The following is a 17096-nucleotide window of genomic DNA, read 5'->3' as shown; positions in this document are numbered from 1 at the left end:
GCGGCCCGACTGACTATGTAAGATTGGGGCAGTCAGGAAGGGTTCAAGTCGCCATGGTTTGTCACGTTCTGAGTTTGCAACCTTGGAGAAAACCTTAAATGGAAACGCAATCCACTTATAACTATAAGGTGGTGCGCCAGTTTGCCATCATGACCGTAGTTTGGGGCATTGTTGGCATGCTGGTGGGCGTCATTATTGCCAGCCAATTGGTATGGCCGGAGCTTAACTTCGGACCGTACTTCCACTTTGGCCGGTTGCGCCCGCTGCACACTAACGCTGTGATTTTTGCTTTCGGCGGTAGTGGTTTGTTTGCCACGTCGTACTACGTGGTGCAGCGCACTTGTAATGTCCGTCTGATTTCAGACAAATTGGCTGCCTTCACCTTCTGGGGCTGGCAACTGGTTATCCTGTCTGCCGCCATCACGCTTCCTTTGGGCATTACCAGCTCCAAGGAATATGCTGAACTGGAATGGCCGATTGACTTGCTGATCACCGTGGTATGGGTTGCCTATGCCATCGTGTTCTTCGGCACCATCGCCATCCGCAAGGTAAAACACATCTATGTAGCCAACTGGTTCTACGGTGCGTTCATCCCGGCGGTAGCCCTGCTGCACATCTTCAACAACCTGGAAATTCCGGTCACCATGTGGAAATCCTACTCGGTTTATCCGGGTGCAGTGGATGCCATGGTTCAATGGTGGTACGGCCACAACGCAGTGGGCTTCTTCCTGACTGCAGCCTTCCTCGGCATGATGTACTACTTCGTACCGAAGCAAGCTGGCCGTCCGGTTTACTCCTATCGTCTGTCCGTTGTGCACTTCTGGGCACTGATCTTCACCTACATGTGGGCAGGTCCTCACCACCTGCACTATACCGCTCTGCCGGACTGGACCCAGTCGGTAGGTATGGTGTTCTCCCTCATCCTGCTGGCACCTAGCTGGGGCGGCATGATCAACGGCATCATGACCCTGTCTGGCGCTTGGCACAAACTGCGCACCGACCCGATCCTGAAGTTCCCTGGTCGTTGCCCTGTCCTTCTACGGTATGTCCACCTTCGAAGGCCCGATGATGGCCATCAAGACCGTCAACGCCCTCTCCCACTACACCGACTGGACCGTTGGTCACGTGCACTCGGGCGCTCTGGGCTGGGTAGGCTTCATTACCATCGGTTCCATGTACTACCTGCTGCCGCGCCTGTTTGGCCGTGAGCAAATGTATAGCATCAAACTGATCGAAGCCCACTTCTGGCTGGCTACCGTTGGCGTGGTACTGTACATCGCCGCACTGTGGATCTCGGGCGTTACCCAAGGTCTGATGTGGCGTGCCCTGAACGCCGATGGCACTCTGACCTATGCCTTCGTTGAAGCCGTGAAAGCCACCTATCCGTACCACTTCGTACGTCTGCTGGGCGGTCTGATGTATCTGTCCGGCATGCTCCTGATGGCTTACAACACCTTCCGCACTGTCGCCGCTGGTCGTGCCGTGGATGCCAAGATCCCGGCCATTGACGCATCGGCTCACGCTTGAGCGGAACGAGGTATACAACATGGAAAAATTCCAGAAACTTGCTGAAGAACACGTCGGCTTCCTGATCGTATTCACCTTGATCCTGATCAGTATTGCAGGCCTCGGTGGAAATCGTTCCGCTGATGTTCCAGAAATCCACCACGGAACCTGTTGTTTAGCGTCAAGCCTTACACCGCCTTGCAACTGGCTGGTCGCGACATTTACATCCGCGAGGGCTGCAACAACTGCCACTCCCAGATGATCCGTCCGTTCCGCTCTGAAACCGAACGTTATGGCCACTACTCGGTAGCTGGTGAGTCCGTTTACGACCACCCGTTCCTGTGGGGTTCCAAGCGTACCGGTCCGGACCTCGGCTCGTGTAGGCGGCCGCTATTCCGATGAATGGCACCGTGTCCACCTGACCAACCCGCGTGACGTAGTACCAGAGTCCAACATGTTAAGCATTCCCGTGGCTTGCCAAGAACCCGGTCGACGCCGAAGTAATGCCCAAGAAGATGGCAGCGCTGCGCACTGTAGGTGTTCCGTATACCGACAAGGATATTTCGGAATCCAAGGCGCAAGTTGAGGGCAAGTCTGAACTGGATGCCCTGATTGCCTACCTGCAGGGCCTGGGTCTTGCACTGAAAAACGTTCGTTAAGTCATGGACTGGGTTACGTTTGGGCGTTCGCTGTTCACGGTGATCTGTTTCGTATTTTTCATCGCGATCCTGATCGTCGCTTACAGCAAGCGCTCCAAAGACCGGTACGAGGAAGCGGCTAATCAGCTCTTCCTTGACGACGACAAAGTGCAGGAAACCGACACGGACAAGGTTTCCGACGGAGCAAAATAATGAGTGATTTTGTTAGCGATTTCTGGAGTGTGTACATCACCGTCATCGTGGTGGCAGGCATTATTGGCCTGACCTACCTGCTTTTCTCCCAGTCCAAGACTACGGTCAAGAAAGGGGAAAAAGTCGAGACGCTGGGTCACGTATGGGATGGAGATTTGGCGGAGTACAACAACCCACTGCCTCGCTGGTGGATGTTGATGTTCTACATCACGCTGATCTTCGGTGCAGTCTACTTTGTTCTGTATCCGGGCCTGGGTTCCTTCCCGGGCATCCGCGGCTGGACTCAAGTGGGCCAGTACAAGGAAGAACGTGCACAAGCGGAAGCCAAGTATCAGCCTCTGTACGACAAGTATCAGAAGCTGGACTTGAAAGCCGTTGCAGCCGATCCGAATGCACAGGAAATGGGTAAGCGCCTGTTCCAGACCTACTGCGTACAGTGCCACGGCTCTGACGCACGCGGCGCCAAGGGCTTCCCTAACCTGACCGACAAAGACTGGCTGTATGGTGGTGATCCGAAAACCATCGAAACCACCATTCTGGCTGGTCGTCATGGTCAGATGCTTAAGCGTGGGGTTCGGCATTCGGTGAAGAGAAGGTTAAGGACGTTGCCAACTACGTGATGTCGCTGTCCGGCAAGAAGCATGATGCCGAACGCGCTACCCGTGGTAAGGAAACCTTTACCGCCGTGTGCTCGGCTTGCCACGGTCCGGACGGCAAGGGTAACCAGCAACTGGGTGCACCGAACCTGACTGACAACATCTGGCTGTATGGTGGTACTGAAAAAACCATCATCGAAACCATTACCAATGGCCGCAACAACCAGATGCTTGGAAAGACTTCACGGGCGAAGGCAAGGTACACCTGCTAGCTGCCTATGTATGGGGCCTCTCCAACAACGCCAAAGCACAGTAAGCTTTGACCTACATACTGCCCGCTTCTGCGGGCAGTATGTTTTAGTGGCATCAATATACAATTATGTAAAATTAGAATAGGCTCTGGACTTAAAGCGAGGCTTGCGTAAAGCTCATCAGCAGGCAGGTGTGCTTTGCGAAATCTTCTCTAAAGAGAACTACCATGTCAGACTCATTAAAAGAAATTCCCATCAAAGTGGAACAAACGCCTCCCAACGGCAAGAAGCCGGGAGACGAGGAAACCATCTCGCTGTATGCAGCATCCAAAAAAATTTACCCGCGTAGCGTCAAGGGATTGTTCAACAACCTGCGCCTGGCTGTCGTCTTGCTGTCGCAAATCGTATTCCTCGGGCCTGCCACGGCTGAACTGGAATGGCCGTCAGGCAGTACTGTTTGACATGGTCAACCGTAAGTTCTTCCTGTTTGGCCTGACCATCTGGCCGCAGGATTTCGTCTATCTGGCAGCATTCCTGATGAGTGCGGCATTTGGCCTGTTTGTCTGGACCACCATTGCTTAGCCGCCTGTGGTGTGGTTATGCCTGTCCGCAAACCATCTACACCGAGATCATGTTGTTGATCGAACAATGGGTAGAAGGCGACCGCAACAAGCGGATGAAACTGGACAAAGCCCCGATGGGCCTGAACAAGCTGCGCATCAAGCTGACCAAACAGCTGATCATGGTCGTGTTCTGCCTGTGGACTGGCTTTACCCTGGTCGGCTACTTCACCCCAATTCATGATCTGGTCAAAGCTGCGCCTACGTTCAATTACGGCCCTTGGGAAACCTTCTGGATATTCTTCTATGCCGGTTTCACCTATCTGTTGGCTTAAGCATCATGCGCGAACAGGTGTGCAAATACATGTGCCCGTACGCTCGTTTCCAGAGCGTGATGTTCGATGAAGACACGTTGATCATCTCTTACGATGAAAACCGTGGTGAACCGCGTGGTGCACGCAAGAAAGGCGTTGATCCTAAAACCCAGAATCTGGGTGATTGCATCAATTGCGGCATTTGCGTACAGGTTTGTCCGGTAGGTATTGATATCCGCAATGGCCTGCAATACGAATGCATTGGCTGCGCTGCCTGCATCGATGCCTGCGACGAAGTGATGGACAAGATCGGCTCTCCGCGTGGCCTGATTCGTTACACCACCGAAGCCGCACTGGAAGGCAAGTATCCGGAGAAGGAAATCCCTTCCCGTCTGAAGCGACCACGCGTGGTAATGTATGCGCTGGTTCTGTCGATTGTCCTCGTTGCCGCGATTACCTCGCTGATCTTGCGTAAACCGTTCAAGGTCGACATCATTCGTGACCGCGCCTCACTGGTGCGAGAGACAGATGAAGGCTGGCTGGAAAACAACTACAGCATCAAAATCATTAACACGACGGAACAAAACCAGCATTTCGTTATCTCTGTAGAAGGTCTGCCGGGAATCAAGATGGTGCCGGTCAACAAACCGGTCGATGTGAAAGCGACTGAAACTGAAAGTGTCTCGGTACGTGTACAAGCCGATCCGCAGTACGCCACCAAGGGTAGCCATGAGATTCACTTCGTGATTCGGTCGATCAACAATCCAGCGTTGCACGTGGAAGAAAAATCCAGCTTTATTGGAGAATAATGGATGGAAAAAACCGTCAATGGCCCGCGTCCCCTGGTTCAAGGAACCGTGGCCGTGGTTGCTGATGATCATCCCGCTGGTATCGGTCATCGTGGGGGTGAGCTACCTGACTGTCGCCATCAAGACTGACGATGGCTTGGTCACCGATGACTATTACAAGAAGGGTAAGGCCATCAACATGGAATTGCGCCGGGACAATGCCGCTGCATCCATGGGCATTACCGCTCAAGTAATGTTTGGTGGTGATGGCAAGAGCCTGCGCGTAGTCACAACCAGTCAGAGCCCGCTGCCAGATACCCTGCTGTTGCGTCTGATTCATCCGGCGCAGGATGACTTCGACCTGACCGCCGAGCTGAAAAAATCCGGCGACAATATGTATCAGGGCAATCTGGCCAAGGTTCCGGTCAAAGCCAACCACTGGTATGTCCAACTGGAAGACAAGGGCAACAAGTGGCGCGTGCAGTCGGAATGGAAAACCTCCGAAGGCCCGATGGTGATGCTGGGCAAACCCAAGCTGGAAGCGGCAGACAACTGATGGCTTGGCGCTCACTGACACGCACCATGGCGTCTGGCATGCTGGCACTGGGGTTACTGGCTGGCTGTGCCAGCCATAACGGCTACCAGCCGAACTATCTGGAAGGCTCGGTATGGCATCAGGCCCGCATCCAGATACCGCTGAACGCTACCTTAGTCAGGGTGCGCCTGCTTGATCTCAGCCGCGCCGATGCCCCGGCGGCGGTACTAGCCGAGCAAACACTGGAAAAACCCAAGGTATTTCCGGTGCCATTTGCCCTGTGTTATGACCGTCAGGCGCTGAAACATGACGGCAACTATGCAGTGGAAGCTCAGGTTTATGTCGATGGAGAGCTAAAGCTGCAAAGCCGAACGCCGGTTACCGTCAATCCGGGCATGAAGAACGGCAAACCAGCGGTGGAAGTGGTTTTGATCGGTCAGTAAGCGGTGTCAGACAAGGAATGAATAACGGGGCGATTAACGCCCCGTTTTATATTCTGGCCAGCAGACTACGGCACACATCCGGATGTAACTCTGACCGTGCTAGCGCAACACGATCTCATCCGGTAATTCATTCGGCCCCTTGTCGCCCTGATTGGGTACGTGCTGTACCAGCAGCGCATGCAATTGCTGCATGCCTTCTTCCAACCCACTGACAAATCGCCCAGCAGCAAAGGCCTGCTGCATCCCCCGGCAAACAGACTGCCATGCCGCAACAGGAACTCGACTGGCAATACCCCGGTCAGCGATGATTTCGATCTTGCGCTCGGCCATCAGCACATACACCAGCACCCCCGTGTTGTCTTCGGTATCCCACACGCCTAGCTGACCAAACCATTCCAGTGCACGCTGACGTGCCGTCTGCCGATGCCAGATCGCTAAGCCAATCCAGTGCCGATTCGATCACAAAGCGCAATTGGCCGCGATGTTGTGCTTCCGAAGCGGCCACCTGTTGCGCCAGCCGGTGCAGGACGGAAGGCGGAAAGCGTTGACGGGTACGCCAGCCAGTGCTGGCCAGATGTCGGACTAATCGTTTTATCATCATTTACCAGTCTCCCGAGGCTCCACCACCGCCAAAGCCCCCTCCCCCACCGCTCCAGCCACCACCAGAACTGCCACCGCCCCAACCGCCCCCCGGCCATGACATGCCAACGCTGCGCCCAAAGGAAAACAGCACACTGAAGACAGCAGCGAGGCAGGCCAGCAACAAGGCAAAGAATATCCCGGCACCAAACATCAGCGCCAAGACAAAGGCGAAGCTGCCGACCAGCACACTGCCCAACAGGCGGCCGAACAGGCGGGTCAACACGCCACCGGCAAACAAGACGGCAAACCCCATGACAAACCAGTTGTCGTCACTGGAACTACTCGCCTGCCCGGCGGCGGGCGGTAACGCTTCGCCATTGATCAACTGCTGTACCTGCTGCGTAGCGGCTTGCAGGCCGTCCAGCCGCTTGCCGCTCTTGAGATAAGGTTTGAGGGTGTCTTGCAAGATACGCTTGGCGACGGCATCGGGGATGGCGCCTTCCAGCCCGCGCCCGACCAGCAGCTGGGTTTTGTGCTCGTTGGCCACGACCAAGAGCAAGACGCCATCATCAATGCCCTGACGCCCGAGCTTCCAGCTATCCATCACTCGGGTGCCGTAATCGAAGGGCGTTTCCGGGGCCAAAGTTGGCACGATCAGCACGGCAATCTGGCTGCCTTTTTGCTGATGGAAAGCCAGCAATTGCTGCGCCAGAGCGGCCTGTTCATCCGGGCGCAGAAAACCGGCCTGATCGACCACCGGCGAACTGGGGGACGGCACGGGCACTTCGGCATACGCGAAGGCCATCAACCAACACAGCCCGATGCCAAGCCAGACGATTCGCCACAGCCGTGCCATGTCTAGTGTCCTGACGAAGCAGGTTGGCCGAAATTAACCGAGGGCGGGGTTGCCAGCAGGCGCTCGTTTTCCACGGCAAAGTTGGGCCGCGGTTTGAGGCTGAAGGCCAACGCCGTCAGGTTACTGGGGAAACTGCGTACGGTGGTGTTATAGGCTTGTACCGACTGGATATAACGGTTGCGTGCCAGCGCAATGCGATTTTCGGTCCCTTCCAGCTGCGCCTGCAGATCGCGGAACGCGCCGTCGGCCTTCAACTGCGGATAGTTTTCCGATACCACCAACAGCCGCGACAAGGCGGAACTGAGTTGGCGTTGCGCGGCGGTGTATTGCTCCAGTTGTTTCTCATCCAACGCCGTGCCTTGATTCACTTGTAGACTACCAACGCGCGCTCGTGCCGCGGTGACCTGGGTCAGTACCTGCTGCTCGTGGCTGGCATAGCCCTTGACGGTATTGACCAGATTGGGGATCAGGTCGGCTCGGCGTTGATATTGGTTGAGCACTTCCGACCACGCAGCATTGGCCGCTTCATCCACGGGTTTGCATGGTGTTGTAGCCACAACCGGACAGGCTGCTCACCAACACGACAGTGGCCAAGGCTTGTTTCAGCATGATGCGCTCCTCTCAAAATGAATTTCCGCCAGTTTATCGCCTAAATTTGGGCTGTGGGACGGTGATACAAGGCGGCGTCACCTTAGCGGCGCCATGCACACACTCTGCACGGCAGTGATACGCTAAACACACAAGCGCACAAGACGGCGAGGGGCAGATCGTGCTAGTCTTTGCAGGTTTTTTCCCGGGAAATACACGGCCAGCACAGCCTGCCGCCCCTGTCGGCTGCGTGCCTTTTTCGGCCAACCTTTAGCTGATGAAAACCTCGTCCTGTTACCCATGGCAGCGTACTGCCACTTACGTGCTGTGTGCACTGCTAATTTTGCGCCTGCTGACCATGTGGGTGATTCCGCTCACCGACACCACCGAAGCGCGTTACGCCGAAATTGCCCGCAAGATGCTGGAAACCGGCAACTGGGTGACGCCACAGCATGATTACGGCGTGCCGTTCTGGGCCAAGCCGCCACTCTCCACCGGCTTTCCGCTGCGTCGATGGGCCTGTTTGGCGTCAACGAGCTGGCAGCACGGCTGCCTTCCTTGCTGATGTCGCTGGTGGTATTGGGGCTGACGGCCCAACTGGCGCGTTCGGCGTAACGGCAGCGAAGCGGCCACGGCCACCGCGCTGATCCCTGGGCAGCAGCGTGCTGTTTCTCGGTGCGGGCTTAACACGGTGATGACCGACCCGTCGCTGCTGTTTTGCGTCAGCCTGAGCCAGACTGCCTTTTGGTATGCCCAGACGGAACAGGGGGCTAACCGGCAACGCTGGGGCTACCTGTTCTTTGTTGGCCTCGGTCTTGGCCTGCTGGCGAAGGGGCCGCTGGCCATCGTGCTGGTGGGCATGCCGATTTTCATGTGGGTGCTGCTACGCCGCCAATGGCGCGCGCTGTGGCAACGGCTGCCGTGGATCAGTGGCACCGTGCTGATGTTGGCCATTGCTCTGCCGTGGTATCTCTGGGCCGAGCAGCGCACCCCCGGTTTCCTTAATTATTTCATCATGGGTGAGCACGTCAGCCGTTTCCTCGACCCGGGCTGGAAGGGTGACAAATACGGCTTTGCCCATGCCACGCCGCACGGCATGATCTGGCTGTATACGCTGGGGGCGATCTTCCCCTGGTCGCTGGCCATGCTGGGCTGGCTGGCCAAACACCGCACCATGTTGCCGACGCTGCGCCGCAGCGATGATGGCTGGCTGCTCTACATCACGCTCTGGACGCTGATGACGCTGCTGTTCTTTACCATCTCGGGCAACATCATTTTTCCTTACTCCCTGCCCATGTTGCTCGGCTGCGCCTTGCTGTTGGCCGAACTTTGGCACCGTACCCGCACGGCGGGCAGCCCGAGCAGACTGCCGTGGATTGCCGCCGTTTCCGGCCTGCTCCTGCTGCTGGTCAGCGGCCTGAATGCTACTCATCCTGAACGCTATTTCCGTACGCAGAAAGCCGTGATTGCCGCCCGGCAGGCACAGCACCCGACGCGCGGCAGCGCCCCGGTGTACTGGGATAGCCGCCGCGAGTTTTCGGCCGAGTTCTACTCCGGCGGCCGCGCCAAAACCACGCAGGACGCGAGCAAACTGAACGCGTTACTGGCTTAAGCCATCCGGGCAGCTACATCGTGCTGGACGCGCGCGAGCGTCACAGCCTGCCAGCCAGCGTATTGGCGCAGTTTGACGACATTGGCCACTTCCGGGTCATGGGCGATACCATGACACTGTTGCGTGAACAGGGAACGACTCGATGAACGATACGTTTACGCCCCCCACTCTGCTCAAACTGCGCGCGGCTGACCGGCTTAAGCCGACCCGCTGGTGAGCTGCATCATTCCGGCTTATAACGAAGGCGAAAATATTGCCTTGATGCTGGAAACCCTGCACCGCTTGCTCAGCGACGCTATCGCCACCAGTTGCTGGTGGTGGACGATGGCAGCCGCGACAACACGGTCGAACAGGTACTGGGCTGCGTCGAGCAGCTGCCGGTGACGCTGATCCAGCTGTCGCGCAACTTCGGCAAGGAAATTGCGCTGACCGCCGGGATTGATCACGCCGAAGGCGATGTGGCCGTGCTGATTGACGGCGACTTCCAGCACCCGCCGGAACATGTGCCGGAGTTTCTGCAACACTGGCACCAAGGCTACGACATGGTGTACAGCGTGCGTTCCAGCCGCGACAACGAAACCCCGGGCCAAGCGCCTGTTCACCCACGTGTTCTACGCGCTGATCAATACTGGCTCCAACCGCAAGATTCCGGAAAACACTCAGGACTTCCGTGTGCTGGACCGCTGCATTCTGGACGCGCTGCGCGCCATGCCGGAACGTAATCGCTTCATGAAGGGCCTGTACAACTGGGTCGGATTCACCCAGCTGCCGGTCGCCACGCACACCCGGGAGCGGCGCGCGGGCAAGAGCAGCTTCAATTTCTGGCGCCTGCTCGACCTGGGCCTGACCGGTTTGACGGCGTTTTCCAACATGCCGCTACGCGTGTGGACGCTGATGGGCAGCGTGATTTCGCTGCTTTCCATCGGCTACGCCATGTGGGAGCTGGTACACACCCTGCTGTTTGGCAATTCGCAACCGGGCTGGCCGACGCTGGTGGTCGCCATTTCGTTTCTGGGCGGGGTGCAGTTGCTGTCGATCGGGATTCTGGGCGAATACGTTGGCCGAATTTTCAATGAGGTCAAACAACGTCCGACCTATCTGGTCAGCCGCATCAGCCAGCATCAGCCGCCATCGGAACAGGCATGAGCCGCGAATTATTCTGGTTTGGCGTGGTCGGCGTTTCCGCCATGCTGGTGCATTTCGTGTTGGTGGCGTGGCTGCTGGTGTATTAGCCGGTCTGGTACCGCTGGCGGCCAATGTGGTGGCGTTCTTGCTGGCGTTTCAGGTCAGTTACTGGGGTCATCGGCTGAAAACCTTTGAAGCCATGTACCGCACCGTCAGGCGCTGCCGCGCTTTTTTGCCGTCTCCAGCCTGAGTTTTATTCTCAACGAAGCGATGTATTTCGTCTTGCTGCGCCATACCCCGCTGGATTACCGCGCGGCACTGCTGATCGTGCTGTTTACCGTGGCCGTGGTGACCTTCGTGTTGAGTAAACTGTGGGCCTTCTCCGGCCATCGCCCCGCCTGAATTCCAATGAAAACACTCACGCTGTGTGCTGACGATTTTGCCCAGTCCCCCGCTATCAGCGCCGGGATTCTCGAACTACTGGCAGCGCGCCGTCTGGCCGCCACCAGCGTGATGAGCCAGTCGCCCCACTGGCCCGGGTTGGCCGAAAGCCTGCAAGGCTTTGCCCATCAGGCGGACATTGGCTTGCATTTCAACCTGACGCACCCGTTTGATGCCAGCGCCCGGCCGCTGTCGCACTGGCTGCTAGCGAGCCAACTGCGCCGTTTGTCCATGCCCGAGCTGACCGACCAATGGTTGCGACAGCTGGACCGCTTCAGCGAAGCCTTTGGCCGTTTGCCCGATTTCATCGATGGCCACCAGCACGTGCACGCCTTGCCACAAGTGCGCGCAGCGCTATTTGCCGCCGTGGCGCAACGTTGGCCGAACGGGAGGCGCCCTTACCTGCGCGCGCCCGACCGGCTGGGAGCGGCTTAGCGATAGCCGACTCAAGGCCTGGATACTGCGTGCCGTGTGCGCCGGTTTCCATCGTGAGGCACAGGCCCGTGGCTTTGCCTGCACACCGTGGTTTGGTGGCATGTACTCGCTGACGCCAGACGCCAACTACCCGGCCTTGATGCAGCGCTGGCTGGCAGTCTGCCCCGATCACAGCCTGATGATGTGCCACCCCGGCCACCGCGCTGATGACCCGGACGACCCGATTGCCACCGCGCGAGTGGAGGAATTCCATTACCTGGCCAGCCCGGCCTTTGCCGAACACTGCCAGCAGCAAAACGTCGAGATCGGCCGTTTCCGTCTCAAATAACCGGCCGGGCAAGCGCCATGGTTCGGCCAGTTCGGCCAACCTTTGCTGACATAAGGCGCCCAGAAACTGCTCGCCCTCGTCCGGCGGGCAGACAAAGGTCAGGCGTTCACCATCCAGAGGCAACACCAGCGCATAGGCGTGCAGATAACCGCGATCGGCCGGGCTGCCGCCGTACAGCGTATCGCCCAGAATGGGGGCCGACTGGCTCTTGAGTGCCACGCGCAACTGGTGCGTGCGCCCGGTCCGTGGTCGCAGCACGAATAGCCGTAATCCCGGCTGCACGGCATAGCTGAAAAACTGCGTCACCGCCGGATGCAGCCGCGTCGGCAACAACCGCCAGGCACCGCCACGCCCCTTGTCCATGTCGCCCTTGACCAGTCCCTGTTTCTTTTGCGGCTTGCGATCCGACAGCGCCAGATAATATTTTTCCACCTGATGGCAAAGGCTTCGCCCAGTTGCGCCGCCACGGCGGCCGAACGCGCCACCAGCAACAGCCCAGAGGTCATGCGGTCGAGACGGTGCACCGGCCACAGCGCGTCGTCCTGCAAACCGGCGCGTAACGCCTCCATCAGGCCCGCTTCTTCGCCCTGACGGTGAAAGCTGACGCTACAAGCGTGCTTGTTGACCAGATAGAAGCGCGGATCGGTATGGATCAGGGTATACATGCCGTCAAACCATTATGCGGCTGGCCCACGCGAGCCCGCCATGAATAAAAAACCCCTCGCCGACGAGGGGTGGTACAGGGGGCGCAGGCGCGCTTATGCCAGTTCTTCACGCATGCGCTGCTCGGCTTCCATGCGCATTTTCTTGCGAATTTCAGCGGCACGGAAACGCTTGATCTGCTCATCGGTTTCCAGCGGCAGCGCTTAAGCACTTCCACCGCCTTGCCGTTTTCAAACGCCACCATGGTGAAATAGCAGCTGTTGGTATGGCGCACCGAACGCTTCTGGATATCTTCCGCCACCACCTTGATGCCGATTTCCATTGAAGTTCGGCCAACGTAGTTGACGCTGGAGAGGAAAGTCACCAGTTCGCCGACATGAATCGGCTGCTTGAACAGCACCTGATCCACCGACAAGGTCACGGCATAACGGTAAGCGTAGCGGCTGGCGCAGGCATAAGCCACCTGATCCAACAATTTTAGCAACACGCCACCGTGTACGTTGCCGGAAAAATTGGCCATGTCCGGCGTCATCAATACCGACATCACCAATTCACGCTGATTGACCAGTCCTGCGAGAGTTTCCATAGTTAACTTGCCTTGTCATTACAAAATGGCACGCGGCATGAGAGGGCCTCGCGGCCCCGCGCTGTCGCGGCACTAATCCGACATTTTGCCGGAAGTTGACCATGCCGTGGGAGCGAATCGGCCATGGGCATGCCGTGCTGCCGTGCAGATTGGGCGCCAACGCGGCAAAATACCCCCATGCGGGCGGCGCCGCGCCGGGCTCGCCTCACCAACAAGACCGCTTTCCCCGCATGCTCTACAATCGCCGCCTTAATGACCGGCCGGCGCCTAGCACCGCCCGCCTTGCGGCTCCCAGCCAATAATCAGGCTGGCCGCCATGAATTTCAGGAGAAGTCAGCACATGAAACGTCTGTTTACCCCAGCCACCGCTGCCATCGTTGCCGTGGCACTGGCCAGCACCGCCTGTACCACCGATCCGCAAACCGGCCAGAGCAAGATGAGCAAAACCGCCATGTATGGCACGGGCGCGGCCGCAGCCTGTGGTCTACTGGGCGCCGCCACCCATGGCAGCAAGGGCGCGCGCAACTCGGCACTGGCTTGCGGCCTGGTAGGCGCTGGCGTCGGGGCGTACATGGATTATCAGGAAAAGCAGTTGCGGGAAAAACTCGCCAATACGCAAATCGGCATCCAGCGCGTGGGCGACCAGATCCGCCTGAGCCTGCCGGACAACATTACCTTCCCGGTGGACGGCTCCTCGCTCAACAACAGAATCCAGAAGCCGCTGAATGACGTGGTAAGCGTACTGGTGCAGTACCCGCAAACCATCGTCACCGTTGGTTAAGCCACACCGACAGCACCGGCTCGGTCGCGCACAACCAGCAGTTGTCGGAACAGCGCGCCCAGTCGGTATCGTCCTATCTGCAAGCTCGTGGCGTGGCCAATACCCGCCTGCAAACCATCGGCTACGGCCCAAGCCAGCCGATTGCCAGCAACAACACCGCAGCCGGGCGCGCCAAAAACCGCCGGGTGGAAATCCTGATCGCCCCGCAGTAATCAGGCATTTGCCGAGGGAGCGGCCTTTTCGGCCAACCCTAACGCTGCTCAACACGCCGTGGCCCGCTCGCCGCGGCGTGTGTTTTTCTGGCTGCGACACAACCAACCGGCATCATCTTGTCTGGTTGACGCCCACGGCGGTGGGCCATGGTGGCATAATCGCAGGCTTGCTTAATCCCGACGTTAACCACCACTATCATGACTGCCGCTGCACACACACTGGTCGTTCAGGCCGCCCATCTTGATTCCGATTCCCTGGCCGAACTGGCCCGCCTCTGCGGCGCGACCGACATCCAGCAACTGCACGCCGGTCTGGCCCGCCTGAGCCCGGCTGATCCGGCCAGCCGCGCCGCCGTCGCCGCACAGGCCGACCAGTTGGGCTACGATATCGCGTTTGTCGCCGCAGGCCGTCGTTTCAGCGACTTCGGGCTGGTGGTGTCGGACATGGATTCCACGCTGATCACCATCGAGTGCATCGACGAAATCGCCGACATGCTGGGCATCAAGCACAAGGTGGCCGCCATTACCGAACGCTCGATGCGCGGCGAGCTGGATTTCTGCGACTCGCTGCGTGAACGGGTAGCGCTGCTGGCCGGACTGGAAGAATCGGCGCTGGAAACGGTCTATCGTGAAAGAGTCCAGCTCACTCACGGCGCCGAAACGCTGCTGGCTGCCTGCAAGCAGCATGGCGTCAAGTTCATGCTGGTCTCCGGCGGCTTTACCTTCTTCACCGAGCGGCTGAAAGCCCGCACGGGCCTCGACTACGCGTTTGCCAACGAACTGGAAGTGGAAAACGGCAAGCTGACCGGCCGTGTAGTTGGCCGAATTCTGGATGGCAACGTCAAACAGCAGTTGCTGCTGGAAAAACGGGCAGAACTGGGACTGGCGCCGGAACAGGTCATCGCCGTCGGCGATGGCGCCAATGATCTGAAAATGCTGGGTGAAGCGGGCGTGGGTATCGCCTTCCATGCCAAGCCGGTCGTGCGCCAGCAAGCCGATGTTGCCATCAACGTGATGGGGCTGGATGGCATCGTCCATCTGTTTGCCTGAACTCACGTCAGGCGTGCCACCACGAGAGGCTGTCAGCATGAATTCGCTTCCTGCACTGGATTCTGCCAGTTTTGATGCCCATCTGCCATTTGCGGTAGAACCGTTGCCGGATGGCCAGTGTCCTTCGCGGCTGGAACGCCAAACGCGTCTGGCCTTGCAGGTGATGGCGGCCCCGACGGAAACGCCGGAGGATGCCAATCCGCTGTTGCAGCGGCTGGAAGCCAAGATTGATCTGGCGCTGGAAATGGCGCTGCTGAGCCAGCATCCGGAACGGCCGCCCCTCACGCACTGCCGCCTTGGCCTGAACGCCATCGCCCTGGCAAAGCCCGGAGCCGTATCCGGTTGGCAGCTGTGTGCAGGTTTCGCTCTGCCCCAATCCGGATTCGGCGCTGTTGCTGTATCTGGCCGCCCGCATCCAGAGTTGCAAGCAGAATGGCGCGGGCGGTTATCAGCTCAGTGCCAGCCTTGACGGCAGCCCTGGACGACGCCACGCACCGCTTATGGGAGCGCTGGGTGTTCCGCCGCCATCGGCGCGCCATCAACGGTTACTGACCGCCACAAAAAAGCCCGGAACTCCGGGCTTTTTCTTTTCATTATCGTTCGGCCAACCTGTCCAGCAAGCGCTGGTGGATACCGCCAAAGCCGCCATTACTCATCACCAGCACGTGGTCGCCGGGACGGGCCTCGGCCACGATGGCGTCGACCAACGCATCAAACACGTCAAACGTTGCCGCCTTGTTTCCCAACGGTGCCAGCGCCTCGGCCGGATTCCAGCCCAGATTGGCGGCGGAACAGAACACCCGGTCGGCCAGTTGCAAGGCGGCAAGCAGGGCGTCCTTCATGGTGCCAAGCTTCATGGTATTGGAGCGCGGTTCCAGCACCGCCAGAATGCGGTTTCGGCCAACCTTGCGACGCAACCCTTCCAGCGTGGTGGCAATGGCGGTGGGGTGATGGGCAAAATCGTCATAGACGGTGACGCCATCGGCCACACCGCGCACTTCCATGCGGCGTTTTACGTTTTCGAAGCGCGACAACGCGGCGATGGCATCCTTCACCGCCACGCCGAGCATGGCGGGCAGCGGCGATGGCGGCCAGCGCGTTGAGGCGGTTATGCTCGCCCATCAGTTCCCGGGCGACCGTGCCCTGCAACTGGCCCTGATACAGCACGTCGAAATGGCCGCTGTCATGCACATCCCCGACTTGCCAACCGCTGTCGACACCAAAGTTTTCCACCGGCGTCCAGCAACCGCGTTCCAGCACGCGTTGCAGGCTGGCTTCACGACCATTGGCCACGATCAGGCCGTTGCCGGGCACTGTCCGCACCAGATGATGGAACTGGGTTTCGATCGCGGCAAGATCGGCAAAAATGTCGGCGTGATCAAACTCAAGATTGTTGAGGATGGCGGTGCGCGGGTGGTAATGGACAAACTTGGAACGCTTGTCGAAGAAGGCGGTGTCGTATTCATCCGCCTCGATCACAAAGAACGGGCTGGTGCTCGCCGGGTCTTGCGGCGGCACGCCCGGCAGGCGGGCGGAAATGCCAAAGTTTTGCGGAATGCCGCCAATCAGGAAGCCCGGTGCCAGCCCGGCGTCTTCCAGAATCCACGCCAGCATGGAGGTGGTGGTGGTCTTGCCGTGCGTGCCAGCCACCGCCAGCACCCACTTGTCGTGCAGCACGTTTTCGGCCAACCATTGCGGCCCGGAAATATACGGCAGGCCACGGTTGAGGATTTTTTCCATCAGCGGCGTGCCACGCTTGACCACATTACCGATCACATACACATCCGCGCCGACATTGATCTGCTCCACGCCAAAACCTTGGGTCAGGGTAATGCCCATTGCCTCCAGTTGGGTACTCATCGGGGGATAGACGTTGGCGTCGCAGCCGGTCACCGTGTGGCCCGCCTGTTTGGCGATGGCAGCGATGCCGCCCATGAAGGTGCCGCAGATGCCCGTGGATATGAATGTGCATGACAGTAAATAGAGTGTTAAC

The 17096-nt window shown here is 58.6% G+C and carries 17 protein-coding genes and 8 pseudogenes; 19 read left to right on the top strand and 6 right to left on the bottom strand.

The features are described 5' to 3' along the window. The first annotated feature begins 98 nt into the window (after positions 1-98). The 8 genes and pseudogenes from ccoN to GKE73_RS14250 all read left to right on the top strand — a co-directional run bounded on the left by ccoN (position 99) and on the right by GKE73_RS14250 (position 5844). Positions 99-1527, top strand: a pseudogene (gene ccoN, locus GKE73_RS14280) (cytochrome-c oxidase, cbb3-type subunit I). A 19-nt stretch (positions 1528-1546) separates the two neighbouring features. Then, positions 1547-2165, top strand: a pseudogene (gene ccoO, locus GKE73_RS14275) (cytochrome-c oxidase, cbb3-type subunit II). Positions 2166-2168: 3 nt separating this feature from the next. Next, a complete protein-coding gene (locus GKE73_RS14270; RefSeq protein WP_230370498.1) occupies positions 2169-2357 on the top strand; it encodes a cbb3-type cytochrome oxidase subunit 3 in 189 nt (62 codons plus the stop codon). Then, positions 2357-2977, top strand: a complete 621-nt coding sequence (locus GKE73_RS14265; RefSeq protein WP_312854463.1) for a cbb3-type cytochrome c oxidase N-terminal domain-containing protein — start codon at positions 2357-2359, stop codon at positions 2975-2977. The genes GKE73_RS14270 and GKE73_RS14265 overlap by 1 nt, the downstream gene beginning before the upstream one ends. Next, positions 2977-3225, top strand: coding sequence for a c-type cytochrome (locus GKE73_RS24900; RefSeq protein WP_312854462.1), 249 nt, complete (start codon positions 2977-2979; stop codon positions 3223-3225). The genes GKE73_RS14265 and GKE73_RS24900 overlap by 1 nt, the downstream gene beginning before the upstream one ends. 206 nt (positions 3226-3431) lie before the next feature. Continuing rightward, positions 3432-4887 (top strand): annotated as a pseudogene (gene ccoG, locus GKE73_RS25935) (cytochrome c oxidase accessory protein CcoG). Between the two features lie 19 nt (positions 4888-4906). Beyond that, entirely contained in the window at positions 4907-5422 is a 516-nt protein-coding gene (locus GKE73_RS14255; protein ID WP_230370497.1) for a FixH family protein, read from the top strand. Then, positions 5422-5844 carry a YbaY family lipoprotein gene (locus tag GKE73_RS14250; RefSeq protein ID WP_230370496.1) on the top strand — a complete coding sequence of 141 codons (423 nt, stop codon included), beginning with the start codon at positions 5422-5424 and terminating at the stop codon, positions 5842-5844. Before GKE73_RS14255 ends, GKE73_RS14250 begins: the two co-directional genes overlap by 1 nt. 99 nt (positions 5845-5943) lie before the next feature. On the opposite strand, the gene GKE73_RS14245 is transcribed toward GKE73_RS14250, so the two are convergent. The 3 genes and pseudogenes from GKE73_RS14245 to GKE73_RS14235 form a co-directional block, all read right to left on the bottom strand. After that, the gene (locus tag GKE73_RS14245) at positions 5944-6219 is read right to left on the bottom strand and encodes a TPM domain-containing protein (protein WP_230370495.1); all 276 of its coding nucleotides are present in this window, start codon (positions 6217-6219) and stop codon (positions 5944-5946) included. A 226-nt stretch (positions 6220-6445) separates the two neighbouring features. Beyond that, positions 6446-7282, bottom strand: a complete 837-nt coding sequence (locus GKE73_RS14240) for a TPM domain-containing protein (protein ID WP_230370494.1) — start codon at positions 7280-7282, stop codon at positions 6446-6448. A gap of 2 nt (positions 7283-7284) precedes the next feature. Then, positions 7285-7891 (bottom strand): annotated as a pseudogene (locus tag GKE73_RS14235) (LemA family protein). A gap of 256 nt (positions 7892-8147) precedes the next feature. On the opposite strand from GKE73_RS14235, the gene GKE73_RS14230 reads away from it, so the two are divergent. The 8 genes and pseudogenes from GKE73_RS14230 to GKE73_RS25930 all read left to right on the top strand — a co-directional run bounded on the left by GKE73_RS14230 (position 8148) and on the right by GKE73_RS25930 (position 11811). Next, positions 8148-8435: an ArnT family glycosyltransferase gene (locus GKE73_RS14230; protein WP_230370493.1), complete on the top strand. Its 288-nt coding sequence runs from the start codon at positions 8148-8150 to the stop codon at positions 8433-8435. A 78-nt stretch (positions 8436-8513) separates the two neighbouring features. Next, on the top strand, positions 8514-9482 hold the full coding sequence (locus GKE73_RS14225) for an ArnT family glycosyltransferase (RefSeq protein WP_245394078.1): 969 nt from the start codon (positions 8514-8516) through the stop codon (positions 9480-9482). A 20-nt stretch (positions 9483-9502) separates the two neighbouring features. Next, positions 9503-9628 carry a hypothetical protein gene (locus GKE73_RS23710; RefSeq protein WP_280954949.1) on the top strand — a complete coding sequence of 42 codons (126 nt, stop codon included), beginning with the start codon at positions 9503-9505 and terminating at the stop codon, positions 9626-9628. A 168-nt stretch (positions 9629-9796) separates the two neighbouring features. After that, the gene (locus GKE73_RS14220; protein ID WP_230371491.1) at positions 9797-10204 is read left to right on the top strand and encodes a glycosyltransferase; all 408 of its coding nucleotides are present in this window, start codon (positions 9797-9799) and stop codon (positions 10202-10204) included. Next, positions 10089-10628, top strand: coding sequence for a hypothetical protein (locus GKE73_RS14215; protein WP_230370492.1), 540 nt, complete (start codon positions 10089-10091; stop codon positions 10626-10628). Before GKE73_RS14220 ends, GKE73_RS14215 begins: the two co-directional genes overlap by 116 nt. 67 nt (positions 10629-10695) lie before the next feature. After that, positions 10696-10857, top strand: a complete 162-nt coding sequence (locus GKE73_RS14210; RefSeq protein ID WP_230370491.1) for a hypothetical protein — start codon at positions 10696-10698, stop codon at positions 10855-10857. A gap of 20 nt (positions 10858-10877) precedes the next feature. Further along, positions 10878-11009 (top strand): hypothetical protein, encoded by a 132-nt coding sequence (locus tag GKE73_RS14205; RefSeq protein ID WP_230370490.1) that lies wholly within the window; start codon positions 10878-10880, stop codon positions 11007-11009. 6 nt (positions 11010-11015) lie between these two features. Continuing rightward, positions 11016-11811, top strand: a pseudogene (locus tag GKE73_RS25930) (ChbG/HpnK family deacetylase). Between the two features lie 302 nt (positions 11812-12113). On the opposite strand, the gene GKE73_RS14190 reads toward GKE73_RS25930, so the two are convergent. Further along, positions 12114-12476: a pseudouridine synthase gene (locus GKE73_RS14190; RefSeq protein ID WP_230370487.1), complete on the bottom strand. Its 363-nt coding sequence runs from the start codon at positions 12474-12476 to the stop codon at positions 12114-12116. A 93-nt stretch (positions 12477-12569) separates the two neighbouring features. Beyond that, a pseudogene (locus GKE73_RS14185) lies at positions 12570-13060 on the bottom strand (acyl-CoA thioesterase). A 340-nt stretch (positions 13061-13400) separates the two neighbouring features. On the opposite strand from GKE73_RS14185, the pseudogene GKE73_RS14180 reads away from it, so the two are divergent. From GKE73_RS14180 to GKE73_RS14170, 3 genes and pseudogenes are all read left to right on the top strand, one after another. Continuing rightward, positions 13401-14053: pseudogene (locus GKE73_RS14180) on the top strand (YiaD family glycine zipper/OmpA-like lipoprotein). A 198-nt stretch (positions 14054-14251) separates the two neighbouring features. Then, complete coding sequence (gene serB, locus GKE73_RS14175) at positions 14252-15103, top strand: phosphoserine phosphatase SerB (protein ID WP_230370486.1); 852 nt, start codon at positions 14252-14254, stop codon at positions 15101-15103. Positions 15104-15140: 37 nt separating this feature from the next. Next, positions 15141-15572 carry a hypothetical protein gene (locus tag GKE73_RS14170; protein ID WP_230370485.1) on the top strand — a complete coding sequence of 144 codons (432 nt, stop codon included), beginning with the start codon at positions 15141-15143 and terminating at the stop codon, positions 15570-15572. 124 nt (positions 15573-15696) lie between these two features. Here GKE73_RS14170 and mpl read toward each other — a convergent pair. Continuing rightward, positions 15697-17075, bottom strand: a pseudogene (mpl, locus tag GKE73_RS14165) (UDP-N-acetylmuramate:L-alanyl-gamma-D-glutamyl-meso-diaminopimelate ligase). Between the last annotated feature and the right edge of the window lie 21 nt (positions 17076-17096).

Origin of the sequence: Paludibacterium denitrificans, from assembly GCF_009707705.1 — a bacterium.
Taxonomy (GTDB): Bacteria; Pseudomonadota; Gammaproteobacteria; order Burkholderiales; family Chromobacteriaceae; genus Paludibacterium_A; species Paludibacterium_A denitrificans.
This window is presented reverse-complemented; position numbering and strand designations above follow the sequence as displayed.